The organism is Brevundimonas sp., assembly GCF_035627475.1.
Classification (GTDB): domain Bacteria; phylum Pseudomonadota; class Alphaproteobacteria; order Caulobacterales; family Caulobacteraceae; genus Brevundimonas.
The window spans coordinates 24,546-50,214 of sequence record NZ_DASPLR010000032.1; the positions used below are offsets into that span (position 1 = coordinate 24,546).

At 70.8% G+C, this 25,669-nt stretch carries 24 protein-coding genes and 1 riboswitch; of the genes, 14 read left to right on the forward strand and 10 right to left on the reverse strand.

From position 1 onward, the window contains the following. Positions 1-143: 143 nt before the first annotated feature. The 3 genes from VEA62_RS08905 to VEA62_RS08915 all read left to right on the forward strand — a co-directional run bounded on the left by VEA62_RS08905 (position 144) and on the right by VEA62_RS08915 (position 1,664). A complete protein-coding gene (locus VEA62_RS08905) occupies positions 144-431 on the forward strand; it encodes a flagellar biosynthetic protein FliO (protein ID WP_324820685.1) in 288 nt (95 codons plus the stop codon). Between the two features lie 77 nt (positions 432-508). Continuing rightward, positions 509-1,264 (forward strand): flagellar type III secretion system pore protein FliP, encoded by a 756-nt coding sequence (fliP, locus tag VEA62_RS08910; protein ID WP_324820737.1) that lies wholly within the window; start codon positions 509-511, stop codon positions 1,262-1,264. 121 nt (positions 1,265-1,385) lie between these two features. Then, entirely contained in the window at positions 1,386-1,664 is a 279-nt protein-coding gene (locus VEA62_RS08915; RefSeq protein ID WP_324820687.1) for an HU family DNA-binding protein, read from the forward strand. 3 nt (positions 1,665-1,667) lie between these two features. Here the strand turns inward: VEA62_RS08915 and VEA62_RS08920 are convergent, their stop codons facing one another. Next, positions 1,668-4,541 carry a hypothetical protein gene (locus VEA62_RS08920; RefSeq protein ID WP_324820688.1) on the reverse strand — a complete coding sequence of 958 codons (2,874 nt, stop codon included), beginning with the start codon at positions 4,539-4,541 and terminating at the stop codon, positions 1,668-1,670. Positions 4,542-4,578: 37 nt separating this feature from the next. After that, positions 4,579-5,091, reverse strand: a complete 513-nt coding sequence (locus VEA62_RS08925) for a CinA family protein (protein WP_324820690.1) — start codon at positions 5,089-5,091, stop codon at positions 4,579-4,581. A 106-nt stretch (positions 5,092-5,197) separates the two neighbouring features. On the opposite strand from VEA62_RS08925, the gene VEA62_RS08930 reads away from it, so the two are divergent. After that, on the forward strand, positions 5,198-5,605 hold the full coding sequence (locus tag VEA62_RS08930; protein WP_324820692.1) for a DUF983 domain-containing protein: 408 nt from the start codon (positions 5,198-5,200) through the stop codon (positions 5,603-5,605). 10 nt (positions 5,606-5,615) lie between these two features. Here VEA62_RS08930 and VEA62_RS08935 read toward each other — a convergent pair whose 3' ends face one another. The 4 genes from VEA62_RS08935 to VEA62_RS08950 are packed head-to-tail and all read right to left on the reverse strand — an operon-like array spanning position 5,616 to position 9,726. Next, entirely contained in the window at positions 5,616-5,780 is a 165-nt protein-coding gene (locus tag VEA62_RS08935) for a hypothetical protein (RefSeq protein WP_324820694.1), read from the reverse strand. A 21-nt stretch (positions 5,781-5,801) separates the two neighbouring features. Continuing rightward, positions 5,802-7,397, reverse strand: coding sequence for a HAMP domain-containing sensor histidine kinase (locus VEA62_RS08940; RefSeq protein ID WP_324820696.1), 1,596 nt, complete (start codon positions 7,395-7,397; stop codon positions 5,802-5,804). Further along, entirely contained in the window at positions 7,394-8,104 is a 711-nt protein-coding gene (locus tag VEA62_RS08945; RefSeq protein WP_324820698.1) for a response regulator transcription factor, read from the reverse strand. The genes VEA62_RS08940 and VEA62_RS08945 overlap by 4 nt, the downstream gene beginning before the upstream one ends. A gap of 2 nt (positions 8,105-8,106) precedes the next feature. Then, on the reverse strand, positions 8,107-9,726 hold the full coding sequence (locus VEA62_RS08950) for a DUF4173 domain-containing protein (RefSeq protein WP_324820700.1): 1,620 nt from the start codon (positions 9,724-9,726) through the stop codon (positions 8,107-8,109). 348 nt (positions 9,727-10,074) lie between these two features. Between VEA62_RS08950 and VEA62_RS08955 the strand changes: the two genes are divergently transcribed. Beyond that, positions 10,075-10,689, forward strand: coding sequence for a class I SAM-dependent methyltransferase (locus VEA62_RS08955; RefSeq protein ID WP_324820702.1), 615 nt, complete (start codon positions 10,075-10,077; stop codon positions 10,687-10,689). A 271-nt stretch (positions 10,690-10,960) separates the two neighbouring features. On the opposite strand, the gene VEA62_RS08960 is transcribed toward VEA62_RS08955, so the two are convergent. From VEA62_RS08960 to VEA62_RS08970, 3 genes are all read right to left on the reverse strand, one after another. After that, positions 10,961-11,830 carry an alpha/beta fold hydrolase gene (locus tag VEA62_RS08960; protein ID WP_324820704.1) on the reverse strand — a complete coding sequence of 290 codons (870 nt, stop codon included), beginning with the start codon at positions 11,828-11,830 and terminating at the stop codon, positions 10,961-10,963. 325 nt (positions 11,831-12,155) lie between these two features. Then, positions 12,156-12,755 (reverse strand): uracil-DNA glycosylase family protein, encoded by a 600-nt coding sequence (locus VEA62_RS08965; RefSeq protein WP_324820706.1) that lies wholly within the window; start codon positions 12,753-12,755, stop codon positions 12,156-12,158. After that, the gene (locus VEA62_RS08970; RefSeq protein WP_324820708.1) at positions 12,745-13,059 is read right to left on the reverse strand and encodes a DUF3253 domain-containing protein; all 315 of its coding nucleotides are present in this window, start codon (positions 13,057-13,059) and stop codon (positions 12,745-12,747) included. The genes VEA62_RS08965 and VEA62_RS08970 overlap by 11 nt, the downstream gene beginning before the upstream one ends. Before the next feature lie 49 nt (positions 13,060-13,108). On the opposite strand from VEA62_RS08970, the gene VEA62_RS08975 reads away from it, so the two are divergent. Next, positions 13,109-13,543 (forward strand): PaaI family thioesterase, encoded by a 435-nt coding sequence (locus tag VEA62_RS08975; RefSeq protein ID WP_324820710.1) that lies wholly within the window; start codon positions 13,109-13,111, stop codon positions 13,541-13,543. Here the strand turns inward: VEA62_RS08975 and VEA62_RS08980 are convergent, their stop codons facing one another. Continuing rightward, complete coding sequence (locus tag VEA62_RS08980; RefSeq protein WP_324820712.1) at positions 13,544-14,140, reverse strand: helix-turn-helix domain-containing protein; 597 nt, start codon at positions 14,138-14,140, stop codon at positions 13,544-13,546. It abuts the gene before it with no gap. A 140-nt stretch (positions 14,141-14,280) separates the two neighbouring features. Between VEA62_RS08980 and VEA62_RS08985 the strand changes: the two genes are divergently transcribed. The 8 genes from VEA62_RS08985 to VEA62_RS09020 all read left to right on the forward strand — a co-directional run. Continuing rightward, positions 14,281-15,480, forward strand: a complete 1,200-nt coding sequence (locus tag VEA62_RS08985) for an efflux RND transporter periplasmic adaptor subunit (protein WP_324820714.1) — start codon at positions 14,281-14,283, stop codon at positions 15,478-15,480. A gap of 7 nt (positions 15,481-15,487) precedes the next feature. Further along, positions 15,488-18,742, forward strand: a complete 3,255-nt coding sequence (locus VEA62_RS08990; protein WP_324820716.1) for a multidrug efflux RND transporter permease subunit — start codon at positions 15,488-15,490, stop codon at positions 18,740-18,742. Further along, positions 18,742-20,181 carry a TolC family protein gene (locus VEA62_RS08995; protein WP_324820718.1) on the forward strand — a complete coding sequence of 480 codons (1,440 nt, stop codon included), beginning with the start codon at positions 18,742-18,744 and terminating at the stop codon, positions 20,179-20,181. Before VEA62_RS08990 ends, VEA62_RS08995 begins: the two co-directional genes overlap by 1 nt. A 194-nt stretch (positions 20,182-20,375) precedes the next feature. Beyond that, positions 20,376-20,498, forward strand: a riboswitch (SAM riboswitch). A 104-nt stretch (positions 20,499-20,602) separates the two neighbouring features. After that, complete coding sequence (gene metX, locus VEA62_RS09000) at positions 20,603-21,601, forward strand: homoserine O-succinyltransferase MetX (RefSeq protein WP_324820720.1); 999 nt, start codon at positions 20,603-20,605, stop codon at positions 21,599-21,601. After that, positions 21,598-22,782: a cystathionine gamma-synthase gene (gene metB / locus VEA62_RS09005; protein WP_324820722.1), complete on the forward strand. Its 1,185-nt coding sequence runs from the start codon at positions 21,598-21,600 to the stop codon at positions 22,780-22,782. The genes metX and metB overlap by 4 nt, the downstream gene beginning before the upstream one ends. 12 nt (positions 22,783-22,794) lie before the next feature. Continuing rightward, positions 22,795-24,021 (forward strand): hypothetical protein, encoded by a 1,227-nt coding sequence (locus VEA62_RS09010; protein ID WP_324820724.1) that lies wholly within the window; start codon positions 22,795-22,797, stop codon positions 24,019-24,021. Between the two features lie 282 nt (positions 24,022-24,303). Beyond that, complete coding sequence (locus tag VEA62_RS09015; protein WP_324820726.1) at positions 24,304-25,302, forward strand: NAD-dependent epimerase/dehydratase family protein; 999 nt, start codon at positions 24,304-24,306, stop codon at positions 25,300-25,302. A 123-nt stretch (positions 25,303-25,425) separates the two neighbouring features. Continuing rightward, on the forward strand, positions 25,426-25,669 hold a 244-nt coding region (locus VEA62_RS09020; protein WP_324820728.1), incomplete at its 3' end, for an NAD-binding protein.

Here is a 25,669-nt window from a genome sequence, read left to right on the forward strand (position 1 = left end):
CCCCTCGCGGGCGCGATTCGCCCACGGTTCGATGGGCAGAAACTGCCGCCCGCATGGTTAATGGGAGGTTATCTCAACGCCCCGTTAACCATGATCGCGGAAGGCTGGCCGCGCCGGACATGCTGCGCCGGCGGGGCTGTCGCATGAATTTCCTCGATCTGCTGCGGGCGGTGTTCGCCCTGGCCTTCACCCTCGGCATCATCGGCCTCGCCGCATGGGCCGCGCGCCGCTATGCGCCCCAGTTGCTGGCCAAACTCAGCGCCGAGCGCGGCGAGCGGCGCATGAAGGTGGTCGAGACCCTGGTGCTGGACCCGGCCCGGCGACTGGTGCTGGTCAGGATCGACGACGAGGAGCGGCTGCTGATCCTCGGCGAAGGCCGCGAACTGATCGAGCCGCGCGGCCCCGGAGCGGACGCGGGAGCGGGAACGTGAGCCGCAGGAGCGCCTTCGGAGGCGTCTTCGTCCTGCCGACCCGCGACGAGCTGAAGCGGGCGGCCCTGCTGTCGCTGATGACCACCGCCCTGTGCCTGCTGTGGCCGCTGGCCGCGCTGGCGCAGGACGTCGCCGCGGCGGGCGGGCCCGGCGCGGCGATCAATGTCGACCTGGGCACCGGCGCCGGCCTGACCGAGCGGGTGGTGCAGCTGGTCGGGCTGATGACGGTGCTGTCGCTGGCGCCGTCGATCGTGATCATGACCACCAGCTTCGTCCGCATCGTGGTGGTGCTGTCGCTGCTGCGCACGGCGCTGGGCATGCAGCAGGCTCCGCCCAACGCCGTGCTGGTGTCGCTGGCCCTGTTTCTGAGCGCCATCGTCATGGCTCCGACGTGGCAGGACGCCTATGATTCGGGCATCCGACCCCTGCTGGACCAGCAGATGGAGCTGCCCCAGGCCTTCGATGCGGCGTCGGAACCTGTGAAGACTTTCATGCTGGCGCAGGTGGACCGGGACGACCTCTCGCTGTTCACCCGCCTGTCCCAGGTGGAGGCCGCCACGCCGGTCGCCGACCTGCCCCTGAGGGTGGTCACTCCCGCCTTCATGATCAGCGAGTTGAAGCGCGCCTTTGAAATCGGATTTCTCCTTTTCGTTCCGTTCCTTGTGATCGATCTTGTGGTCGCCAGCGTGCTCATGTCGATGGGTATGATGATGCTGCCTCCGGTAGTGATTTCCCTGCCGTTCAAGCTGATCTTTTTCGTGCTCGTCGACGGGTGGAGACTGGTCGCCGGAAGCCTCGTCGAGAGCTTCCAGCGCGCGTCCGGAACAGGGTAAATCCCCAGCCCGTGGGCGTTTGAACGGCAAAGTCGCTTGCCAAGGGAAGAAAAAGCGGCGTCAATCCGTCCGTCATCGCCCTTGAATCGGGGGGCGAGCTTCAATCGGGAAACGACCCACAATGACCACTCAAGCCGAACTCATCGCCGCCGCCGCCAAGGATGCGGGCGTCTCGCAAGCCGACGCCGGCCGTGTCCTCGACGCGCTGGTGAAGAACATCCACAAATCGCTGACCGCCGGCGGAGACGTTCGCATCTCGAACCTGGGCGTGTTCGACACCGCCGCCCGCGCCGCCCGCGAAGGCCGCAACCCGGCCACCGGCGCGACGATCAAGATCGCCGCCTCCAAGGCCGTGCGCTTCCGCGTGTCGAAGCCGCTCAAGGACGCGGTCAACAAGTAAGCTTCAGGCGGCGGGCCTCGCAGGCGCCGCCGCCGCAGCAGACTGGGGACGGGCGGGGGCCGCGGGTCGGTTCCCGCCCGTTTTCTGTCTGAGCTCGGCCTTCATGGCCGCGACCCAGCCGGCGAAGGTGTCGGCCGAGGCGGTCAGGGCGGCGAAGTCGCCGGCGGAAGGGCCGTCGCCCTCCCCCGCGTCCAGGGCGATCGCCAAGGCCGATTTGGCCCGGGCTCCGGCGACGAAGGGGCGGTAGTTGCGTGACAGCCGCGTGAGGGACGCGGAGTCCCGGCCCAGCGAATAGCCGACGCCGGCGCGGATCAGCCGGGCCTCCTCGTCGGCGGTCAGGGCCGTCGGATCCCTGAAGCGGTCGCCGAGGCGGGCTTCGTAGAGGGCGGCGGCTGCAGCCCATTTCTCCTGCTTCCACAGCACCTCGGCACGGACGTCGCGGCTTTCGGGGCTGGCGTCGGACCCGAGCACTTCCAGCGCATGATCGTAGCGGCCGAGGGCGGCCAGGGCCCGGGCCTCAAGCGCGCGCCGCTCGGCGTTGAGGGCGGAGGGCAACAGGGTGGTGCGCGACCCCCAGATGGCCTGCAGCGCGGCCTCGGGCTGCCGGTCCATCAGATAGACCGTGGCCAGGTCGGTGGCGACCTGGGCCTTGGCGACGCCGTCCAGGCGGTTGTCGACCTGGTATTTCAGCAGTTCGGCGGCCTGGTCGAGCAGATCGACGTCGACGAGCCGTCGAGCCAGGCGGCGGACCATCTCGTCGCCGTCGGCGCCGATCGGGGTCAGTTCGCGGAAGTCGTAGAACAGGCCCAGCGCCTGCACCGGCTGCAGCCCGTCGGCGCCGCCCTCGAGGAACAGCATGCGGAAGGCGGCGCCGAGATCGGCCTGGATGTCCGCCGCCTCGTCGAGGCGTTGCAGGCCGGGGCCGGCGCCCTTGAGGGCGGTCAGGGCCTCGCGGTACAGGCCCTGCGACAGGTAGAGCTGGCCCAGCTGGCGGATCACGGCCAGTTCGGTGGCGTCGCCGCGCCAGCGCCAGCGCAGGCTCTCCAGGGCGGCGGCGGCGGCGTCGGGCTTGAGCGCGCCCCTGGCCAGCGACAACCGCACCACGGCCAGTTTGGCGGGAACGGCGACGGCGTCGAGCGGCGCACGCCCGACCGCAGTGTAGACCGCCAGCGCGCGGTCGGACTGGCCGTCGAGCTCGAACAGCCGGGCCTGGACGAGGCGGGCCGCCAGTTGGTCGGCGGCGGGGGCGTTCTGGCTGAAGCTGTAGGCCAGCAGCGCCCGGGCGGCTTCGAGGTCGCCGGTCTCCAGGGCGGACAGGGCGTGGGCGGCGCCGAAGCGGGCCCGCCAGGCGGCGGGGAAGGCGTCGACCACCTTGGCGCCGGCTGCGAAGGCGTGGCGGGCCGCGACGTGGTCGCCCGCGGCCGAGGCCATGTAGCCGCGCCAGACGGCGGAGGCCGGATCGCCGGCCACGGCGGCGGAGGCGAAATCGCCCTGGGCCTCCTCGAAGCGGCCGATCGAGGCCCTGGCGGCGCCGCGCAGGCCGCGCACCTCGGGCTCGCCGGCCATGTTCGGGGCCTTGGTCACGATGGCGTTGAGCACGCCGATCGCCTCGTAGCCGAGGCTGGAGCCGACGAGGAAGCGGGCGAAGGCGAGCCGGGCCTCGACGGGCGCGCGGGGATCGTCGGCGGCGGCGTTGGCCTCGGCGGCGGCGGCGTCCTGCAGCTGGCGATAGCGGGCGGAGAAGCCGGCGTGGCCCACATCGGCCCATTCGGCGAGGATCAGGCCGGGATAGCGGGCCCGCACCGGCGCGCCGCCCTCGGCGGGCGCGGCGGCCAGCCCGGCGGACGGCGGCGACAGGGTCAGGCCGCCGGGTCGGCTGAGGGTGACCAGGTCGCCGTCGGCGTGGACGGTCAGGTCGGTCGCCGCAGTTTCGACGGCCAGGCCGTGGGCGGTCGGCAGCAGTGCCAGGTCGATCGTCCGGCGGCGGTCGCCGAAGCCCTTGCCGGGCGCCAGGGCGGTGACGGCGGCGAAGCGGTCGCCGACCAGCGGATCGGTCAGCCAGACCGCCCTGGTGGCCCCGGCCATGCGCGCCACGAGGGCCGGCTTGCCGGTGTCGTCCCGGTCGATCTGGACCCCCTCGACCGCCACCGGCGAGCCGCCGATGGTGATCGTCCAGGTCGAGCCGTCGGCGGCCGCCGAGACCGGCGCGTTCGCGGGGGCGGCGACGCGGACGGCGACGTGGTCGGGCCCGGCGGTCCAGTGGGCGTCGGAGGCGGGGCCCAGCTGTCGGGCGCCGGACATGTCGAGCCGGGCCGGGGTGTCGAAGACGATCCACACCGCCTCGCCGCGGCGGAAGACGGCGGCGCCGACCGGCGCGGGCCAGCGGAAGGCGAGGCTGACCTTGCCGGCCGAGGCCTGGGCGACGACCGGCACGGTGCTGGCGGGCGAACCCGCCCGCGCGGGCGGGGCCTCGGCGTAGAGGTTCAGATAGACGGCGCCGTCGGCGCTGCCCGACCGGGCGTCGGCGCCGGCGGCGAGGGTCAGGACCAGTTCGGTGGCGCCCTGGACGGCGCGGGTCTCTACCTTCGCGACGCCCTTGGGCGGGTCGACCTTGAGGCGCGAGACGTCGGGGGCGGCGGTGGAGCCGATGCGGACGATGACCTGGTCGCCCTCGCGGCGCACGCGCGAACGGGATCCGACCACCCCGGCGAACTCGATGCGGGTGAACTCGGCGTTTGCGCCGATGCGGATGGTGACCGGGTCGAGGGCGGCGGAGGCTTCCTGGGCCAGCGGGGCCAAGGGCGCGAACGCGACCGCGCCGGCCGCGGCGGCGGCGACGGTGGTTCGCAGGATACGCCTGGAGGATGCCACGGACATGCGCGCGCACCCTCGCGCGAGCCGCCTTTCAACGCGGTTAACGGTTGGTGACCGCCCGCTCAAGCAGGCGAAGGGCCGCGCGCAGGCACTCCAGCCTGACCGGGCCGCGCCCGCGGTCGCCGAAATGATGCTCCTCGTGCACCGTCGGGACGCCCCCGGCGGCAAGGGCGAAATGGACCAGGCCCGGCTCGTCGTCGGGACCGCCGGCCCCGGCGAAGCCCGTTATGGCGATGGCCGCGCCGGCGCCGGAGGCCCGCAGCGCCCCCTCGGCCATGGCCCGCGCGACCGGTTCGGACACGGCCCCGTTCTGCTCGATCAGGCGCAGCGGAACCGCCAGTTCGTCGGCCTTGGCCTCGTTGGTGTAGACGACGTAGCCGCGCTCGAAGACGTGCGACCGCCCCTCCACGTCGGTCAGGACCGAGGCGACCAGCCCGCCGGTGCAGCTCTCGGCGGTGGCGAGGGTGACGCCACGGTCGTCGGCGGCCTTCAGCACCCGCTCGATCAAGGCCTCGATATCGTCCGGCAAGGCCGGGCTGAGGGTTTCTGTCATGGAGCCGGAACGGTCGCGCTCGCCGCCGTGTTCCCGCGACAATGACGCCGCTTGCGAGGCCGGTCCGAAGGGCCGACATCCGGCTCCTTCCCGCCGAGGACATCCCGTGACCCCGCCCGACCAGCCCCGCCCCAACACCCTTTCGACCGGCCTTCGCTGCCGTTGCCCGCGCTGCGGCAAGGGACCTCTGCTGAAGGGCTATCTGACCATCCGCGAGTCCTGCCCCGAATGCGGCCTCGACTACGGCTTCGCAGAGCCGGCCGATGGCCCGGCCTTCTTCGGCATGAGCCTGGTGGGCGTGATCGGCATGGCCCTGTTCATGTGGTTCGAGTTCGGCGTCCACCCGCCGATCTGGGTGCATATGGTGGTGACCATGCCCCTGCTGGTCATCGGTTGCCTGGCGGTGCTGCGGCCCCTGAAGGGGTGGCTGGTGGCCGAACAGTACGTCCACAAGGCCGCGCCGCCGGAATTCGAAAGCGTCGGCAAGCACGGCGATGGGTCGAAGTGGCGCTGACCGCCCGGGGTCAGTAGGCGGCCGTCCCGCCGTCGCGTTCCATATACCAGCGGGCGGTGCGTTCGATGCCTTCGTCCATGTCGATGCGAGTGCGGCCGTGCACCTGGTTGGCCGAGGCGGTCGCGAGGGTGACCAGCTGTTCGGCGACGTTCTCGATACAGGAGTACGATTTCATCAGCGGACGGCAGGAAATTGCTCAGGCGGCCGGTGTCGCTCCGGCGAGCGGCAGGCCGAGTTCGAACACGGCTCCGCGGCTGGAAGGCCTCAGGTCAAGCGTGGCCTGGTTGGCGGCGAGCAGGGCTCGTGCGATCGACAGGCCCAGACCGGCTCCGCCCTCGCCGCGACGGGTGGTGAAAAACGGCTCGAAAACACGGCGCGCGTCGGCGGACGCGACCCCGGGACCGTCGTCGCCCACGGTCAGAATGACCAGTTCACCCGCTTCGCGAGCTTCGATCCGCACCCTGGAAGCGCCGGCCTGGCGGCTGTTCTCGAGCAGGGTCGAGACCACCATCTCGATCGTCGCGGCGGGGGCGGCGACTGGCGGGAGGCCTTCGGGCAGGATCAATTCAATGTCGAGATCCGGCGCACGGGCGTCGACGGCCTTGCGCAGGGCGGGGCGGAGATCGACCGCCAGTCCGGCCTCGGGACGGGCCATGTCCGCCCGCGCCAGGTCCAGCAGCCGGGTGACGAGGGCCGAGAGGCGGCGGCCGTCGGCGGCGATGTTGTCGAGGAAACGGCGGCGCTGGTCGGGCTTCATGCCGTCGCCGTGGTCCTGAAGCAGTTCGACCGCCCCCTGGATGCCCGCCAGCGGCGTCTTGAATTCGTGGCTGACGGCGGCGGCGAAGTCGCGCAGGTAGCGGGAGCGCCGCTCGACGGCTTCGGCCATGCGTCCGAAATCCTCGTACAGGGTGCGTATCTCGACCGCCGCCGTGGCCGGGGGCGGCGGCAGGGAGCCGGCGCCGGAGGTGACCTCGCGGGCGGCGCGGCTGAGCGCCTCGATAGGCCGGGCGATGCCGCGCGAGACCAGCACCGCCAGCAGGGCGATCAGCCCCAGCGTCCCGACCACGCCGAGCCCGATCTTGATGCGGTCCTGGTAGATGCCCCTGAACAGGGCCCGGGGCGAGCGGGAGGCGAGGATGACGCCCTTCACCTCCCCGCCGACCACCACCGGGCGGGCGTGGTGGATGCGCAGGGCCGAGGCGCGGCTGAGCCACTCCAGCGAATAGCGCGGATGGTAGGAATCGTTGCGCCGCAGCACCGTCTCCGGGCGGCCGGCGAGGGCGGCGCGGATTTCCGGCAGGTCGCGCCAGCTGCCCCCCTCGCCGTAGCCCTCGACCACCACGCCGGAGCGGTCGAGGAAGACGATCGAGGCAAGGGTGGTCTGGCTGGTCCGCTCCATCACCCCCGCCAGCCGCCCGGCCACGGCTACGGCCGCGGGATCGGCGGGCTGGCCCGGGACCTGGGGCGAGGGGCGGGCCGGCAGCACGGGCGTCGATCCGAGATCGATGGTGGCGGGCTCGGGCCGGTAGTAGCCGGGGACGTCCCGCCGCACGGCGTCGGGATCGAACATCGGCGCGCCCGGCCAGACCATTTCGGCGGTGGCGGCGAGGGTCGCGGCCTGGGCGACCAGTTCGGCCTCGGTCTGGCGCACCAGGGTGTTCTCATAGACCCTGAGGAAGATGGCGCTGATCCCCGGCAGAATGGCTGCGAACAGCAGCACCGACAGCAGGATGGTGCGCAGCCTGAGCGCCGGCCAGTGCGCCCTGACCCAGGCCCGCAGCGGGCTGGTCACGTCGGGCCGCCGAGGCAGGGTCCGAGCTGGTAGCCGACGCCGGCCCGGGTCTCGACCACATCCGTCCCGCCCGCCGCGGCGAATTTGATGCGCAGGTTCCTCACATGGCTGTCGATGGTGCGGTCAGTCATGGCGAAGCCGGGGCCGTGCACGCGGTCGATGATGGCGTCGCGGCTGAACACCCGGCGCGGACCGTCGGCCAGGACGCGGACGATGCTGAACTCGGTGACGGTCAGCGGCACCTCCGTTCCGTTCCAGCGCGCCCGCCAGCCGTCGGCGTCGAGCGTCAGGCGGCCGTGCGTCAGCATCCCGGAAGGCTCGGCCGGCGGGGTGCGGGCGGTGCGGCGCAGGATGGCGGCGACGCGGGCGACGACCTCGCGCGGGCTGAACGGCTTGACCACATAGTCGTCTGCGCCGAGCTCGATGCCCAGCACCCGGTCGATCTCGTCGTCGCGTGACGACAGGAACAGCACCGGCAGATCGCCCTGCGCCCGGATGCGGCGGCAGGCCTCGATCCCGTCCATTTTCGGCATGTTGATGTCCAGCACCACCAGGTCGGGCGCGTGGGCGGCGATGTCCGCCAGGGCCGCCTCGCCATCCGCCGCCTCGCGCGTGGCGAGGCCGGCCTTCTGCAGCGCGAAGGTCAAGAGGTCGCGGATGTGCGGGTCGTCGTCGACCACCAGGACGGTGCGCTGCATGGCGGCCATGTTCAGGCTCCCGGCGTCCAGGTCAACGGCCCGGCCGCATAGGCGGGCGGCGGGGTGGAAGCGGGCTCGCCGGGCGACGGCGCGGACAGCACGGGCGGCAGGGGCGCCGGCGGGATGAGGCCGCCGTCGTACTCCCGGAGGCCGGGCCTGGGCCGCGCCAGCGGATGTCCCCCGGTCAGCCCCTCGATCCGATCGAGCCTGCGCGCATCGCGCCATGTCCAGCCGCGCCAGTGGGACTGCTGACGGCGGACCTGCGCGTGCAGTTCGGCCCGCACGGCGGCGGCCCGGTCGCGCAATTCAGGATCGGATGTCGTCTGTTCCAGCTCGACCAGCGACACCAGGGCCGGCGCGCCGAGGAAGCGGAGGTAGCCGAGATCCAGCGTCGCGCCCGTGCCGTCGATCTCGCGGGCGTGGCGGACGTTCCAGGCCGCGGCGACGGCGCCGAGGTCGACGGTGCTGACCAGCGCCAGCACGACCAGGGTCAGGCGCACATTCGCGTCGATCAGCCAGTGCCCGTCCTTGCCACGCAGCATCCGCCACAGGATCAGCAGCAGGCCGGCGGCGACCAGCACCATCCAGATCATCGCCGCGATGCGGAAGCGGGTCAGGGCGTAGGCCTCGATATAGTCGGCCGTGCGCAGCAGGCTTGAGGCGACCAGCAGCATGTTCTGCCCGACCCAGAGCACCACCAGCGCGCGGACCAGCGGCTGCTTCGCCGTCTCCGAACCGGGGCGCAGCGCCACCAGCACGAACAGGCCCGCGAGCAGGGCGGTGGCGATCAGCGGATACGCCCCGCGATGGGCGTAGTCGGCCAGACTCATATCGTCCGGCAGCGGCGCGCCGCTCCACAGGAAGGCGATGTCGAGCCCGTTTTGCAGGGCGAAGAGGGCGTTGAACACCACCAGCGACAGGATGATGGAGGCCCCGGTCACGCCCGGCATCCGCGCGTCGCCCAGAGACGGCAGGGCGATCAGCCTGCGCCGCCAGCGCGGACGCAGACTGGCGCCGACGGTCAGCACGACGAGGCCCCAGAACCAGGCGCGCAGGATCGTCTCGCCGGACAGCGACGGCGCGCGAACCTGGTCGAGGGCGTTGGAGATCAACGGATTGGCGCTGGCGAACAGGGCGAGGAAGATCGCGCCCCCGACCAAGGGCAGGACCAGCATCTTCGCCAGCCTCCACAGCGACAGGCCGCCCCGGCGGCTGCGCCGTCGCGGGCGGGTCAGTCGCACGAGATCGATCACCGGCCCGACGGCCGAGACGACGGCGTGCACGACCAGCCTCTGGATCCAGCGCCAGACGGGATCGCCCGCCCGCACCCGCGCCGACAGCACGGCGACGCTCAGCATCAGGCCGAACAGCCCCCATGCCAGCATGCCTGGCCGATCGATGAGCACGAGCGCCAGCAGCACGGCGGCCGCCAGGGCGAAGACGGCCCGCCGGTCATGCCTCAGCCCCGGCCGGGCGAAGGCGACGCCGACCACCCAGGCCAGGGCGAAGGCGCCCAGGGTGGCGCCGGGCTGATGGACGAAGAACAGGGCGTCGGCCAGGGCGGCCAGCAGGAGCGCGATCCCGGACTTGAGCCAGAAGCCGCCGCGGGTGAATGGATGGTTCCTGAGCATGACCGCCTCCCCTTCGAGGCGGCCGTTGTCGCCCGGCGAGGTTCAGGCCTGCGTGGGGCGGCGAGGAGGTTTCTCGCACACTGGATGCAGAAGCGGTGCAGTGCGATGGCGACCCCGGCAGGAGAGCACTAGCTGAGCGTTTTCCACCACTTGGCGACTGCCCAACCTCCCGGGACACGGCCCCGCCAACACTGGACTGTGCGCTCTGTGTCAACCGGGCAAGCGGTTCCCAGGGACCGGACCTTCCCAAGGTCAACTTTCGACCTATTGCGGACGTCAGGTTCCGCCCCTCTGGCGTTCACACGGCTCGACCCCCAAACTTCCGAGGACAGTTTGGGAGTGGCGGTGATGACGACCAAGGCCCATTGGGAAGACGTCTATCAGACCAAGGCGGTGGACGGGGTAAGCTGGTATCGCCCCCATTTGGAGGTTTCGCTGACGCTCATCGAACGCGCGACACCGGACACCGGCAGCGCGGTGATCGACGTTGGTGGCGGGGAAGCGACCTTAGTCGATGACCTTGTTGGGCGCGGCTACAGCGACCTGACGGTCCTCGATATCTCCAAGGCGGCGATTGAGGTGGCCAAGGGCCGACTGGGCCCTGCTGGCGCCTCGGTGCATTGGATCACCGGCGACATCACGGCCGTGGAGTTAGAAGCTGCTCGCTATGACGTCTGGCACGACCGAGCGGTGTTCCACTTCCTGACGAGCGCAGGTGAAAGAGCCGCATACGTACGTCAGGTCGCCCGCTCAGTCCGGGTTGGGGGTCACGTCATTATCGCCACCTTCGGACTAGATGGGCCCGAGAAGTGCAGCGGATTGGATGTCGTCCGCTATGACGCAGAAAGCCTTCATGGGGAGTTCGGGCCGAAGTACCGTCTGTTGGACAGCGTCGCCGAGTTGCATGAGACGCCTTGGGGCACGCCTCAGCAATTCATGTATTGCTTCTGCCGGATGGAGTGACTGCTGGCAGCCGGATCGTGGGTCTGCAATCCACCCGTTGCAGGCCTTCACGGTGTCCGCTTCCGGGGCCGCGCCTCCCAAGCTCACTCCGTCGTCATCCCCGGAGCTGATCCGTAGATCAGGGACAGGAGGCGGGCTGTGCGGCGGTGACGGCCATGCGAGCGCGACCGTGGGGCGCTCGAACCGGCGCCCGACGGTCTGATCCTTCGGTCGAGCCCGAGGATGACGGGTAAGAAGGGTGGCGCGTAAGGCGGCGCTTTCCGGACCCCGCCTAACGGCCCGCCAGCGCCGGACCCACCTCGCCTGCCCCTGACGGCAGCGGCCCCTCCGGGTCGCGCAGCCAGGCCTCTACGTCGCGGAAGACGGTCTCCGCCTGGAGGTCGCGGTTCAGGATGTGCCAGCCGTCGGGGTAGAAGGCGGTGCGAAGGCCGGGGCGGTCGCCGGCCCGTTGCAGCGCGAGGCGCATCGACGGCCTCGGGACCAGGTTGTCGTGGGCGCCGTACATCAGCAGGGTCGGGGCGCGGACCTCGCCGAGGCCGGCGGACGCCGACTCCATCAGATCGACAAGGCCGTAGAGGACGTCGAAACGGGTGGTCAGCAGGCTGTTGGGATCGCGGCCGGTGCGGAACAGTTCGATCCAGTTGTCAGAGGCGGCGTATTCGCGCACGGCCCAGTCGGGGGGCTCGACGGCGCGGTCGGGAATGGTGCGGGCGGCCAGCCACAGGGCGGCCGAGTTGAGCGGCCCCTGCGCCGACCAGCCCCAGACCGCCGGCGCCAGCAGGATCACCCGGTCGGCCTCGGGCGGCGGGTCCGAGGCGAAGGCGGCGATGGCGACGGAGCCGCCCATGCTTTCGCCGGCCACGGCGATGACGGCGTCGGGGTAACGGGCGCGGGCCAGGGCGACGGCGGTCCGCAGGTCGGCGACCATCCGGTCCTCGCCGGGCCAGACGCCCCGCCCCGGCGCCTGGCCGAAGCCGCGCTGGTCGAAGGCCCAGGTCTCGATGCCGTGCTCGGCCCACCAAGGCCCGGCGAGGTGGAAGGCGGCCCGGCTGTCGTTGATTCCGTGCAGGGCGACGATGACGGCCCAGGGCTGGCCGTCCGGCGTCCAGCGGGCCAGCGGCAGGCGGGCGCCGTCGTCCATGATCAGGGCGTCGGCGGCGAGCTGCGGCCCCTGAAAGTCGGGCGGCGGGGTCAGCGGCGGCTGGACGGCGGGGGTGGCGCAGGCGGCGAGGAGGAGGGTCGCCGCGATCGCGACAAACGTGGTCCCTCTCCCGATGGGAGAGGGCTTGAGCGCCCGGGAGCGCAGCGAGCGGCCTTGCGCGAAAGGGTGAGGGTCGGGCGCCGGCGCTCGGCGAAGCCGTATCCGCGAGCCGAGCAGCGGCTCACGCCGACTGGACCAGACGACCCTCATCCGGCGCTGCGCGCCACCTTCTCCCACCGGGAGAAGGAATGCTGATGCGTGACCTTCATGATCCCAGAATGCCCCGAACCCTCTGGCGAAGATACGGCAGGACCTCGGCCTCGAACCACGGGTTGCGCTTCAGCCAGGCGGTGTTGCGCCACGAAGGGTGCGGCAGGGGCAGGATGGCGGGGGCGTAGTCGCGCCAGGCGCGCACCGTGTCGGTCATGTTGGCCTTGGCGCGGTCGCCCAGCGCCCACGTCTGGGCGTAGCCGCCGACCAGCAGGGTCAGTTCGACCCGCGGCAGTTCGGCCAGCAGCTGCGGCCGCCACAGCTCGGCGCAGCGCCGCGGCGGGGGATGGTCGCCGCCTTTCGGAGCGGTTCCGGGATAGCAGAAGGCCTGGGCGGCGACGCCGAGGCGGCGGTCGGCGTAGAAGGTCTGGTAGTCGACGCCGAGCCATTCGCGCAGGCGGTCGCCGGACGGGTCGGTGAACGGCAGGCCGCTCTCGTGGACGCGGCGGCCGGGGGCCTGGCCGCAGATCAGCAGCCGGGTCTCGGGGAAGACGCGGACCACCGGGCGCGGCGTGTGCGGCAGCTGCCCGAGGCAGGCCCGGCAGGCGCGGATGTCGGCGAGAACCGCGTCCAGTCCGGTGGGATCAGTCCTCATCGCTTTCGGCGGCCGGCGGCCGGGCCGCGAGTGCGGCGGCGGTCTCGGCTTCGGTCGGCAGGCGCAGGCGGATGACGCCCTTGAAGGCGTTCGGGTCGACCGGCTTGCCCTTCTTGGTGATGGTCAGGCGGCCCTGGCGCATCAGGCCGAGGGCGCAGGCGCGGACCTTGGGCAGCATGCGCTGCCACTGTTCCGGCTGGAGTTCCTTGGCCACATCGGCGGGCTCTATGCTCTTGCCACCGACGCCTTTCGGGTCGGCATTGGCCAGTTTTTCGAAGATGGCGGTTTCGATGGGGTCGCTCATCGCGCCTGTATGGTGCATTGCGGGATCAGAAAGAAGGCGGAGTTTTTCGATGGTCGCGAAAGTCACGGTTTCCGAGGGCGAGTTCGCCGGCTGGCAGATGTACGACCTGCACGGCACCTTCGACCAGGTGGTCGGGCCGTTCTACTTCAAGCCGGACCCGGACGGGCGGATGCGCTGCGCCTTCCGGGCCGAGCCCAAGCACATGAACGCCGGGAACCGGATGCACGGCGGCTGCCTGATGACCTTCGCCGACATCGCCCTGTTCCAGACCGCCTACCAGGAGATGGAGGGGGCGTCGGGGGTGACGGTGTCGCTGGATTCCACCTTCATCGACGGAGCCTATGTCGGCGAACTGGTCGAGGCGACCGGCGAGGTGATCCGGGCCGGCAAGAGCCTGATCTTCGTGCGCGGCCAGATCAACGCCGGAGAGCGGGTGCTGATGACCTTCTCCGGCGTGATCCGCAAATTCCAGCCGCGCGGCTGATCAGCCGTCGATGATGTCCTGCAGAATGGCCGCCATCCGGTCGCGCATCGTCTCGCACTGGGCGGGGTCCAGGCCAAAGCCGCCGGTGATCTCGCGGCTGACCGCCATGCCCATGACGAATGCGGCCGCCAGCCGGGCGCGGACCGCGGCGTCGGGCCCGCCGACCCACTCGGCGAAAGGATTGAAGAAGCGCTCGTTCCCCGTGCGCTGGACCAGTTCCATGGCCTTGGTCGAGCCGACAGAGCGCAGCAGGACGAGCAGGCCCTTGAGCTTGCTCTCGCTCTTGCCTTCGTAGATGGCCTCGTGCGCGATGCGCTGGCCGAAGGTGGAGCGGTCGCCTTCCATCAGCTCGGCGCCATTCTCGCAGCTGTCGAGGACGGCGGTGAACAGATCTTCCTTGGAGCCGAAATAGCGGGACACCAGGGCGGCGTCGACGCCGACGTCGCGGGCGATGTCGCGCATGCCGACGTCATCGTAACTCTCGCGCGCGAACCGTTCGCGCGCGGCGTCCAGAATGGCGGCACGGGTCGCCTCGGCATTTCTTGGCCGCGGCGCGACATGACAAAACAACAGGATAGCTCCCGAACAAAGCCCCACCGCGTATATGGCTTTGTCATCGCCCGTTGACAAGCGTCGATGCGATCACCATTAAGTCACCGGGCGTTGACTACCGGCTTCCTCCCCGATCGCCGCAGTCGACTGAGACAGGGATTGCTCCCTCACGGAGACTGGTATTCATGCGCACGGTGAAGATCGTGGCCGCGTCCGCCTTGATGGCGGCCGCGCTCTATGGCTGTTCCTCAAAGAGCGAGGCGCAGGCCCCGCCGGCGCCGTCGGTGACGGTGGCCACGCCGCTGGTGCAGGCGGTGCAGGACTGGGACGAGTTCACGGGCCGTTTCGAGGCGACCCAATCGGTCGAGGTGCGCGCCCGCGTCGGCGGCTACATCTCGGGCGTCCACTTCCGCGACGGCGACTATGTGCGCCGCGGCCAGGTGCTGTTCACCCTTGATCCGCGCCCGGCCCAGGCCGCCCTGGCTGCGGCCCGCGCGCAGCTGGCGCAGGCGCAGGCCCAGCTGGCGCTGGCGCAGAGCGAACTGGCGCGGTCCGAGAGCCTGCTGGAAGCGCAGGCGGTCTCGCAGTCCGAGGTCGACACCCGCCGCGGCGCCCTGCAGACCGCCCAGGCGGCCATCGCGGCCGCCAACGCCAACGTCCGGGCGCGTCAGCTCGACCTCGAATTCACGCGCGTCACCGCCCCGATCTCGGGCCGGGTGTCGGACCGCAGGGTCGATGCGGGCAACCTGGTGGCCGGCGGATCGTCCGCCGCCGACGTCCTGACCACGGTGGTCTCCAGCGCCCCGATCCATTTCGTCTTCGACGGCTCCGAGGCGGTGCTGCTCAAATATCAGCGGCAGGCCCGGCAAGGCGCGGCGCCGATCCAGGTGCGGTTGCAGGATGAGGCGACCTTTACGCGGTCGGGCACGCTCGATTTCACCGACAACGCGGTGGACACGGCCTCGGGCGTGATCCGTCTGCGGGCCCTGATCCCCAACGCCGACGGCTTCCTGAAGCCTGGCATGTTCGGCCAGGCGCGTCTGGCCGGGGCCGGAACCTACAACGCCATGCTGGTGCCTGACGCCGCCATCGCCACCGACCAGGCGCGGCGCATCGTCTATGTGGTGGCCGCCGACGGCTCGGTCGCGCCGAAGCCGGTGCAACTGGGACCGCTGGTCGACGGGCTGCGCGTCATCCGCTCGGGCCTCGCCCCGACCGATCGCGTCATCATCAACGGCGTCGGGCGCATCCAGCAGCCGGGCATGAAGGTCCAGGCCCGCAACGGCCAGATCCGCCCCGTCGCGCGTCCGGCGCAGGCGCCGGTGACCCAGTCCGCCCCAGCCTCGACGGCGACCTTCGCCAACAGCCTCTCCTCGGGCGACTGATCCGGCCATGAACATCTCACGCTTCTTCATCGACCGGCCGATCTTCGCGGCCGTGATATCGGTGTTCATCACCCTGCTGGGCGTGTTCGCCTATCCGCTGCTGCCGCTGTCGCAATATCCGGAGATCGCGCCGCCGACGATCGCGGTGACGGCGGTCTATCCGGGCGCCTCGGCCGAGACCATGGCCGAGACCGTGGCCGCGCCGATCGAACAGGAGGTCAACGGCGTCGAGCGCATGCTCTATCTGTCGTCGTCCTCGACCTCGGACGGGGTGGCGACGATCACCGTCACCTTCGAGCCGGGCACCGATCTCGACGCGGCCCAGGTGCTGGTCCAGAACCGGGTGTCGCTGGCCGAGCCCCGCCTGCCGGAGCCGGTGCGCCAGATCGGCGTGACGGTGAACAAGCAGCAGCAGGACTTCCTGCTGATCGTCGGACTGACCTCGCCCGACCGCAGCCTGGCCAACGACTATATCGGCAACTACGCCAACTCGACCCTGCGCGACCGCTTCCTGCGCCTCGACGGCGTCGGCGCGGTGCAGGTGTTCGGCGGCGGCAACTATTCGATGCGGGTCTGGATCGATCCGAACAAGGCCGCCGCGCGCAATCTGACGGCCCAGGAAATCGTCGGCGCCCTGCGCGGACAGAACACCTCGGCCGCCGCCGGGGCGATCGGCCAGCCGCCCTTCCCGACCAATGCCGCAGCCTTCCAGCTGCCGGTGCAGGTGCAGTCGCGGCTGAGCGACCCGGACGAGTTCGGCGACATCGTCATCAAGACCGATGCGCAAGGGCGGACGACCCGGGTGAGGGATGTCGCCCGCGTCGAGCTGGGCTCGCAGGACTACGGCATCCGCGGCTATTTCGACGGCCAGCCGGGCGTCGCCCTGGCCATCCAGCAGCAGCCCGGCGCCAATGCGCTGGAGACCGCCGATCTGGTCATGGCCGAGATCGAGGCGGCCCGCGCCGACCTGCCCCAGGGCATGGCCATTTCGGTGCCCTACAATCCGACGGAGTTCGTCGCCGAGTCCGTCGAGGCGGTGCAGCACACCGTGTTCGAGGCGATGATCCTGGTGGTGCTGGTGGTCATCGTCTTCCTGCAGACCTGGCGCGCGGCCATCATTCCGATCGTGGCCATTCCCGTATCGCTGGTCGGCACCTTCGCGGTGCTGCTGGCGCTGGGCTATTCGATCAACTCGCTGTCGCTGTTCGGCCTGGTGCTGGCCATCGGCATCGTCGTCGACGACGCCATCGTCGTGGTCGAGAACGTCGAGCGCTACATCCGCATGGGCCTGACGCCCAAGGAGGCGGCCTACCGGTCGATGAGGGAAGTCTCCGGCGCCCTGATCGCCATCGGCCTGGTGCTGGTGGCGGTGTTCGTGCCGACGGCCTTCGTGCCGGGCATTCCCGGCATCTTCTACCAGCAGTTCGCGGTGACCATCGCCTCGGCCTCGGTGATCTCGCTGCTGGTGTCACTGACCCTGTCGCCGGCCATGGCCTCGGTGCTGCTGAAGCCGCACGACCTGAGCCACGGACCGGCGCGCAAGCCGGGCGTGCTGGGCACGGCCGTCTATTACGGCGGCTGGGCCGGGCGCCGGTTCAACGAGGGCTTCGACTGGCTGTCGGACAAGTACGGCCGGCTGACCGCGCGTCTGGTGCGGACGGTGGGCCTGGTGCTGGCCATCTATGTGGCCCTGCTGGCGCTGACCGCCTGGCGGGTCGTGGACACGCCCACCGGCTTCATCCCGGACCAGGACCAGGGCTATCTGATCGGCGTCATCCAATTGCCCGCCGGCGCCTCGCTGGAACGGACCGAGGCGGTGATGACGCAGGCCCGCGACATCATCGAGAAGACCGAGGGCGTGGACGGCACCGTGGCCTTCGCCGGCCTCGACGGCTCGAGCTTCTCGTTCGGATCGAACGCGGCGACGATCTTCGTCCGCCTCGACGAGTTCGACGAGCGCAAGACGAAGGAGCAGGCGGCCGCCGCCCTGGCCGGCGCCATCACCGGGGCCACCTTCGGCATCGAGGACGCCAACATCTTCGTCATCGCCCCGCCGTCGGTGCAGGGCCTCGGCAACGGCAACGGCTTCAAGATGATGGTGCAGGACCGCGGCGGGCAGGGCTATCGCGCCCTCGAAGGCGCCACCTTCGCCATGATGGGCGCGGCCGCGCAGCAGCCCGAACGCGTGCAGCAGGTGTTCTCGCTCTACAACACCGGCTCGCCGCGCGTGTCGGCCGATGTGGACCGTGACCGGGCCCTGATGATGGGCGTCCAGCCCGACGACGTGTTCGACACGCTCGGCATCTATCTGGGCTCGGCCTACATCAACGACTTCAACTTCCTGGGCCGCACCTTCCGGGTCACGGCGCAGGCGGAGCCGGCCTATCGCGACGACGTCGCCGACATCGCCAATCTGAAGACCCGCTCGGCCTCCGGCGCCATGGTGCCGATCGGCTCGGTGGCGACGCTGAGGGACGATTCCGGCCCGGCCCGCGTGGTCCGCTACAACCTGTTCCCGTCCTCGGAGCTGCAGGGACAAGCGGCGCCCGGCGTGTCGTCCGGACAGGCGCTGGACACCATGGAGGAACTGGCCGCGGCCAGCCTGCCGCCCGGCTTCTCCTACGAATGGACCGAACTGGCCCTGCAGGAGAAGATCTCGTCCGGCGGCACCACCCTGGTGTTCCTGATGGCCGTGGTGTTCGTCTTCCTGGTGCTGGCCGCCCAGTACGAGGCCTTCACCCTGCCGCTGGCGATCGTTCTGATCGTGCCGATGTGCGTGCTGGCGGCGATGATCGGCGTCGGCCTGCGGGGACTGGACAACAACATCCTGGTCCAGATCGGGCTGGTGGTGCTGATCGCCCTGGCGGCCAAGAACGCCATCCTGATCGTGGAGTTCGCCAAACAGGCCGAGGAACAGCAGGGGCTGAACCGGTGGGACGCGGCCGTGCAGGCCGCCCGCACCCGGCTGCGTCCGATCCTGATGACCTCCTTCGCCTTCATCTTCGGCGTCGTGCCGCTGATGCTGGCGACCGGACCGGGGGCCGAGATGCGCCAGTCGCTGGGCACCGCCGTCTTCTCCGGCATGCTGGGGGTGACGCTGTTCGGCCTGATCTTCACGCCGGTCTTCTACGTCGCCAGCCGGTGGCTGGCCTCGAAGATGCCGAAGCGGCCCGAAAAGCCGCAGTCCATCCCCACCACCCACGGCCTGCCGCCGCATGACGCCGACCCCGCGCCGGCCACGCCGCGGCTGGGAGACGCCTGATGACGACCCGATCCCCTCTCCGGTTCCTGACCGCAACCGCCGGCGCCAGTCTGTTGCTGGCCTCGTGCGCGGTCGGGCCGAAGGCGCCTGACGCGACCCTTCCCCCCTCCGCGTCGGGCGCCTTCATCGGAGCCGTCACGCCGGCCGTGGCGGCGCAGGCCCCGCGCGACGACTGGTGGCGGCTCTACGAGGATCCGGCGCTCGACGCCCTGGTCCGCCTGGCCCTCGTGGAGAACAACGAGCTGGAGGCGGCAACGGCGAACCTGAGGCGCGTGCGCGCCGCTCTGGGCGAGGCCAGGGTCGGGCGGTTCCCGGCCACGACGACCAGCGCGGCCTTCAACACCGGCCGGCCCTCGGCGGCGACCCTGCCCGCGGGCAGCCTGCCGCCCGGAACCGAAGCGCCCGAGACGGACACTTACGACGCCGGCCTCGACGTCGCCTATGAAATCGACCTGTTCGGCCGGGTGGAATCGACCATCCGCGCCGCCCGGGCCGACGCCGACGCCGCCGCCGCCGCGCTGGACATCATCCGCGTCTCGGTCGCCGCCGAGACCGCCCGCGCCTACGCTGACGCCTGCTCGGCCAATGCGCAGATCGCGGTGGCGGAACGGACCATCGAACTGCAGTCGAACACCGTCGACCTGACCCAGCGCCTTCTCGACGCGGGATCGGGCAACGGGCTGGACACCGCCCGCGCCCGGTCGGCGCTTGAAAGCAGCCGCGCCAGCCTGCCGCCCCTGCGGGCGCAACGGGACGGGGCGCTGTTCCGTCTCGCCACCTTGACCGGCCGCACCCCGGCCGAGGCCAGCGAAGCGGCGCGGGCCTGCCAGCGGCCGCCACAGCTGTCGCAGCCGATCCCGGTCGGCGACGGAGCCGCCCTGCTGGCCCGCCGCCCCGATGTGCGCCGGGCCGAACGCAATCTGGCCGCCGCCGCCGCGCGGGTGAACGTGGCCACGGCGGATCTGTATCCACGCATCAGCCTCGGCGGTTCGCTGGGGGCGACGGCGCTGGAGGCGGACGGTCTGGGCGACAGCGAGAATTTCCGCTTCTCGGTCGGGCCGCTGATCAGCTGGTCCTTCCCCAATGTCTTCGCCGCTCGGGCCCGCATCGAACAGGCCTCGGCCGGGTCGGACGCGGCCCTGGCGACCTTCGACCAGACGGTGCTGGTCGCCCTGCAGGAGACCGAGACGGCGCTGGCGAACTACGCCAACGAATTGGACCGCCGCGCCGCTCTGGAAGCCGCCCGCAACCAGGCCGCCACCGCCGCGCGCCTGTCGCGGCTGCGCTTCGACGCCGGGGCCGACAGCTTCCTGACGGTGCTGGACGCGGAGCGGACCTTGGCCGCCGCCGACGCCCAGCTGGCGGCCTCGGACGCCTTGGTCACGACCTACCAGATCGCCCTGTTCAAGGCGCTGGCGGGCGGCTGGAGCGAGGGCTGATCACCTTCCCTGATCCGCTCATCCCGGCGAAAGCCGGGACCCAGCGCCTTGGGTGATTTCTTCCTCCTGCCGGCCCCGTAGGGCGTCCTGAGGCGCCAGCGTCCAGCTGGACAGAACTGGGTCCCGGCTTTCGCCGGGATGAGCGGGTTTTATCCGAGGGTTGACGCCTGCGCCGCGCTCGGCCACCGTAAGGGCACTCATCAAGACCGGCTGAGGGATAGGCCCTTTGACGCCGGGGCAACCTTCCAGGATCCACCCGATCCTGGAGATGGTGCCAACTCCTGCGGGGCGTCTTCGGAAGCCGCGAGAGATGAGTGGAGCGACGGCCCCACCACGTCCGGGGTCCGGCCGATTCCACGGGTCTGTCACCGCACGAATTGGTTCGCCCCATCGGTCTCGCTGAGCGAGAACGGAGCGGACCGTGGCGTCCCAGCAGTGGCCCATCGACGAAGCGCCCGGACGCGATGTCCGCGCCGTCGTCCCCGAGGATTTCCGGCTCGAGTCCGGCGAGCGGCTGGCCGCCGGCGAGGTGGCCGGACGGCTGCACGGCCCGGATGCGGGTCCGCTGGTGGTCGTCGCCGGCGGCATATCGAGCGGCCGGTTCGCGGCGCGCTGGTGGTCCTGGGCGGTGCGGCCCGGCGGCCCGGTCGACCTGAACCGGTTCCGGGTTCTCGCCTTCGACCTGGTCCCCGGGCAGGGCGAGCCGGGCGTCACCATCACCACGACCGACCAGGCCCGGCTTCTGGCCCTGCTGCTCGACGGGCTGGATGAGCCGCGCGTCGAGGCCTTGGTCGGCGCCTCCTACGGCGGCTGCGTGGGCCTGGCCTTCGCCGCCGCCTTCCCGCAACGCATCGGAGAGCTGGTGGTCGTTTCGGCGGCCCACCGCACCCATCCCGCCGCGACCGCCTGGCGCGGCGTCCAGCGCCGGCTGCTGGCCTTCGCCCGGCACTGCGGCCGCGAGGCCGAGGGCGTGGCGCTGGCCCGGGAGCTGGCGATGGCGACCTATCGCACCCCCGACGAGTTCGCGCTGCGCTTCGCCTCGACTCCGCCCGAAGAGGCCGGCGCCCCCTACCCCGTCTGCGAGTATCTGATCGCGCGGGGCGCCGCCTATGCGCAGGTCACCTCGGCCGCCCGGTGGATCGCCCTGTCCGACTCGCTGGACCGGCACGCGGTGGCGCCGGAGGCGGTGCTCTGCCCGCTGACCGTCGTGGGCTTCACCTCCGACCGGCTGGTGCCGATCGAGGACAGCCGCGAACTGGCCGCCCGCGCGCCGAACCTGCGACGCCTGGTCGAAGCGCCGTCGATCTTCGGTCACGACGCCTTCCTGAAGGAACGCGAGCTGGTCGGGCGCGTGCTGCACGACGCCCTCAGCCCCCTCCACACCCTCCCCCAAGACGCCAGAAGCGAGATCGCCGCATGACCTGTTCCTCCGACGTCCACCCCTGTACGACCGCCGCCCGTCACGGCGTCAACGGCGACCCGGCCCACGGCGCGGTGATGCCCCCGCTCTATCTGTCATCGAACTTCAGCTTCGACGGGCTCGAGGGGAAGCGGCGCTACGACTACACCCGTTCGGGCAACCCGACCCGCGACGTGCTGGCCGAGGCGCTGGCGAAACTCGAGGGCGGCTGCGGGGCGGTGGTGACCGCGACGGGCATGGCGGCGGTCGATCTGGCCCTGTGCTCGCTGGAGCCGGGCGATCTGCTGATCGCGCCGCACGACCTGTACGGCGGCACCCACCGGCTGCTGTGCGCGCGGGCCAGGCGGGGGCATTTCGAGGTCCTCTTCGTCGACCAGAACGACCGCGCCGCCCTGGACGCCGCCTTTGCGCGCGGACCGAAACTGATCCTGATCGAGACGCCCTCGAACCCGCTGATGCGGGTGGTCGACGTCGCCGATATCTGCGCCCGCGCCCGCGCCGTGGGGTGCAAGGCGGCGGTGGACAACACCTTTCTGTCGCCCGCGCTGCAGCAGCCGATCGCGTTGGGCGCCGATCTGGTGATCCATTCGACCACCAAATATATCAACGGCCATTCCGACGTGGTCGGCGGCTGCGTGGTGGCCAGGGCCCCCGCCGACCTGGAGCAGCTGAGCTGGTGGGCCAACTGCCTGGGTGTCACCGGCTCGCCGTTCGACGCCTGGCTGACCCTGCGAGGGGTGCGCACCCTGTTCGCCCGCATCGAGCGGCAGCAGGCGACGGCGGGGCGGATCGCCGAATGGCTGGCGGCTCATCCGGCGGTGAAGGCGGTGCATTATCCGGGGCTGAAGAGCCACCCGGACCATGCCGTGGCGGCGCGTCAGCAGCGGGGCTTCGGGGCCATGCTCAGCTTCGAACTGGCCGACATCGCGGCGGTGCGGACACTGGTCGACGGGCTCAACGTCTTCACCCTGGCGGAGTCTCTGGGCGGGGTGGAGAGCCTGATCGCCCATCCGGCCCTGATGACCCACGCCGCGATGACGCCGGAGGCGCGGGCGACGGCCGGGATCACCGACGGCCTGCTGCGGCTGTCGATCGGGCTGGAGCATCCCGAGGATCTGCTGGCCGACCTGTCGGCGGCGCTGGCGGCCGTGCCCGTCCCGCGCGCCGTCGAAGCCGCCTGAGGGGAAGCCGTCATGACCGCCCTCTCCCTCCCCGTTTCCCATCCGGCCGCCGACGGCGTCTCCTCCCCCGTCGTCGACGAACCGGTGGCCCTGCTGCAGCTCGACATGGCCGACCCCGCCGCGGCCGCCTCCGCCGTCTACCGCGAGGTGCGGCGCGGACGGCGGGTGGTCGCCGTCGCCTGCGGCGGGGCCGAGGCGCCCGACCGACTCGCCCGCGCCCTCGACGCGATCGGGGTGGACGCGACCCTGCCCGCCGTGGGCGAGGGGTTGCTGGGCGGCGGCGTCGCCATCGTCCTCGGGGCCCAGACGGCGCCGGCGCGGCCGAAACAGCATCCCGCCCGCCCGTTGCGCGTGGCCCTCGCCGGCTGTGGCGTGGTCGGCGGCGGAGTCGCCGCGCGGCTGCTGGCCGATCCCAGGTTCGAGCTGGTCGGGGTGCTGGTGCGCGATCCGGGCAGGGCGCGCGACGTCGCTGTGCCGGCTGCTCTGCTGCTGTCCGATCCGGGCGCCCTGCTGGCGCGCGAGCCGGATGTGGTGGTCGAGGCGATCTCTGACGCCTCGACCGGCCTGGCCCTGATCCGGGCGGCGCTGTCGCGCGGCGTCGACGTGGTCAGCGCCAACAAGCAGGCGGTCGGCGCCGATCTCGCGGCCCTGACCGCGCTGGCGGCGGCGTCAGGCGCGCGGCTGCTCTACTCCGCCAGCGTCGGGGGCGGCGCGCCGCTGATCGAGACGGTGCGCCGCGCGCGGGCGCATGGACCGGTGGTTTCGATCGAGGCGGTGCTGAACGGGACGTGCAACTTCATCCTCAACCGGCTGGCGGCCGGGGCGGCCTTCGACGCGGCGCTGGACGCCGCCCGCGCGGCCGGCTTCGCAGAAGAGGACCCGTCGGCCGACCTGACCGGCCTGGACGCGGCGGCCAAACTGGCCATCCTGGCGTACGAGGCGGCGGACCGGCGGCTGCCGGTCGGAGCCATCCCGCGCCAGACCCTGTCGGCCGACACGGTCCTGCCCGCCGGGCGGGTCCGGCAGATCGCCCGGCTGGACGTCGGCCGGGGCGAGGCCGCGGTGGCGTTCGAGGCGGTCGAGGACGACCCGCTGTTCGCCGACCTCGCCGAGGAGGGCAATGCGCTGCGGGCGACCACGGCCGACCGGCGGACGTTCACGGCGCGGGGACGCGGCGCCGGCCGGGCGCCGACCGTCGAGAGCGCCTGGGCCGATCTGAACGACCTTCTGAGGGACTAGGCCCTGCAATGAAAGAAGCCTTGGAGTTGGGGTCGGCGGGCGGGGCGCGAACTCCCGAAAGCGAAGCGCTGCACCGTTCCCATGCTGGCCCCACCTGTCGGCCTCGATCAACCGCTGGCGCCGGAGTGCTTTACACCGACGGGCCAGCGCCACCGCGCGGTGGCGCTGGCCCAGACACTCAAGCTCTTCGAGACGAGTGATTCCTTTGAGCCGGAAAGCCATCTTGCTCCCTGAGGTCACATCCCCTACGCGTTCGCTCAATTCCGATCTCTGGGTGACCTTATGCGATTCCTTGTCACCGGCAGCGCCGGCTTCATCGGCTTCCATCTGTGCCGCAGACTCCTCGACGACGGCCACCAAGTGGTGGGAATCGACAATTTCTCCGACTACTACGATGTTGCACTCAAGCATGCGCGCAATGCTGTTCTTGAGACGCATCACAACGGCTTTAATGTCGAGCGTCTCAATCTGGAGGATCAGGCCGACCTGAACCGGGCGTGGGAGAGGGCGGCGCCGGATGTCGTCATTCACCTGGCCGCCCAAGCAGGTGTCCGGTACAGCATCAACCACCCGGAAGCCTATGTGTCGTCCAACTTGATCGGCACTTTCAATGTCCTGGAAGCCGCCCGGCGGTTCCAGCCCAAGCACCTTCTCGCAGCCTCGACCAGTTCCGCCTATGGAGCAAACAGCGAGATGCCGTTTCGCGAGGCGGACAAGGCCGTCCACCCGCTGACTCTCTACGCTGCCACCAAGAGCGCCACTGAGTTGATGGGGCACAGCTACAGCCACCTGTTCGGCGTGCCGACCACCTTCTTCCGCTTCTTCACAGTTTACGGTCCTTGGGGCCGCCCCGATATGGCGTTGTTCAAGTTCACCAAGGCGATCTTGGCGGATGAGGCTATCGAGGTGTACGGCCAAGGAGAGATGTCGCGAGATTTCACTTTCGTCGACGACTTGATCGAGGGAGTGGTCCGACTTACGGCCTCGGTCCCGGGCTCAGATCCGGTCATCGGGGATACCCTGTCCCCGGTCGCTCCATTCCGGCTGGTCAATGTGGGGGGCGGTGCGCCTAACAATCTGATGGACTATATTGCGGAACTGGAAAAGGCGTTGGGCCGCAAGGCGAAGAAGCATTTCCTCCCAATGCAGGATGGCGACGTTCGTGCAACCTTTGCCTCATCGGACCTGCTCCAGCGACTGACCGGCTACAAGCCTTCGACACCGATTTCTTCCGGGGTTCCTGCCTTTGTGGCGTGGTACAGGGAACATTACGGCGTCTGACGAAGGCCGGGACCTGATGATCAGGCTCCGACCGAAAGGGGGAGATCGGGGTCTCTCCATGCTGGCCAAAGCAACCCTAAGCCGCTAATCCCCCCGCTGAAGTTGACGGAGGGGCGAACCCGCATGCGCGTGGCGATGATCGGAACCGGCTATGTGGGCCTGGTCTCAGGGGCCTGTTTCGCCGACTTCGGCCACCACGTGACCTGCGTCGACAAGGATCCGTCCAAGATCGAGCGGCTGGAGCGGGGCGAAATCCCGATCTTCGAACCCGGTCTCGACGACCTGGTCGCCGCCAATGTGCGCGACGGGCGGCTGTCCTTCGCCCTGGACGGCGCCGAGGCCATCCGCTCGGCCGACGCGGTGTTCA

Bases quoted from the DNA above. Each gene is read 5' to 3' on its own strand.
- VEA62_RS08905 (WP_324820685.1), top strand. From the start codon at position 144: ATGAATTTCCTCGATCTGCTGCGGGCGGTGTTCGCCCTGGCCTTCACC.
- fliP (WP_324820737.1), top strand. From the start codon at position 509: ATGACCACCGCCCTGTGCCTGCTGTGGCCGCTGGCCGCGCTGGCGCAG.
- VEA62_RS08915 (WP_324820687.1), top strand. From the start codon at position 1,386: ATGACCACTCAAGCCGAACTCATCGCCGCCGCCGCCAAGGATGCGGGC.
- VEA62_RS08920 (WP_324820688.1), bottom strand. From the start codon at position 4,541: ATGTCCGTGGCATCCTCCAGGCGTATCCTGCGAACCACCGTCGCCGCC.
- VEA62_RS08925 (WP_324820690.1), bottom strand. From the start codon at position 5,091: ATGACAGAAACCCTCAGCCCGGCCTTGCCGGACGATATCGAGGCCTTG.
- VEA62_RS08935 (WP_324820694.1), bottom strand. From the start codon at position 5,780: ATGAAATCGTACTCCTGTATCGAGAACGTCGCCGAACAGCTGGTCACC.
- VEA62_RS08945 (WP_324820698.1), bottom strand. From the start codon at position 8,104: ATGGCCGCCATGCAGCGCACCGTCCTGGTGGTCGACGACGACCCGCAC.
- VEA62_RS08950 (WP_324820700.1), bottom strand. From the start codon at position 9,726: ATGCTCAGGAACCATCCATTCACCCGCGGCGGCTTCTGGCTCAAGTCC.
- VEA62_RS08955 (WP_324820702.1), top strand. From the start codon at position 10,075: ATGACGACCAAGGCCCATTGGGAAGACGTCTATCAGACCAAGGCGGTG.
- VEA62_RS08960 (WP_324820704.1), bottom strand. From the start codon at position 11,830: ATGGACGACGGCGCCCGCCTGCCGCTGGCCCGCTGGACGCCGGACGGC.
- VEA62_RS08965 (WP_324820706.1), bottom strand. From the start codon at position 12,755: ATGAGGACTGATCCCACCGGACTGGACGCGGTTCTCGCCGACATCCGC.
- VEA62_RS08970 (WP_324820708.1), bottom strand. From the start codon at position 13,059: ATGAGCGACCCCATCGAAACCGCCATCTTCGAAAAACTGGCCAATGCC.
- VEA62_RS08975 (WP_324820710.1), top strand. From the start codon at position 13,109: ATGGTCGCGAAAGTCACGGTTTCCGAGGGCGAGTTCGCCGGCTGGCAG.
- VEA62_RS08985 (WP_324820714.1), top strand. From the start codon at position 14,281: ATGCGCACGGTGAAGATCGTGGCCGCGTCCGCCTTGATGGCGGCCGCG.
- VEA62_RS08990 (WP_324820716.1), top strand. From the start codon at position 15,488: ATGAACATCTCACGCTTCTTCATCGACCGGCCGATCTTCGCGGCCGTG.
- VEA62_RS08995 (WP_324820718.1), top strand. From the start codon at position 18,742: ATGACGACCCGATCCCCTCTCCGGTTCCTGACCGCAACCGCCGGCGCC.
- metB (WP_324820722.1), top strand. From the start codon at position 21,598: ATGACCTGTTCCTCCGACGTCCACCCCTGTACGACCGCCGCCCGTCAC.
- VEA62_RS09010 (WP_324820724.1), top strand. From the start codon at position 22,795: ATGACCGCCCTCTCCCTCCCCGTTTCCCATCCGGCCGCCGACGGCGTC.
- VEA62_RS09015 (WP_324820726.1), top strand. From the start codon at position 24,304: ATGCGATTCCTTGTCACCGGCAGCGCCGGCTTCATCGGCTTCCATCTG.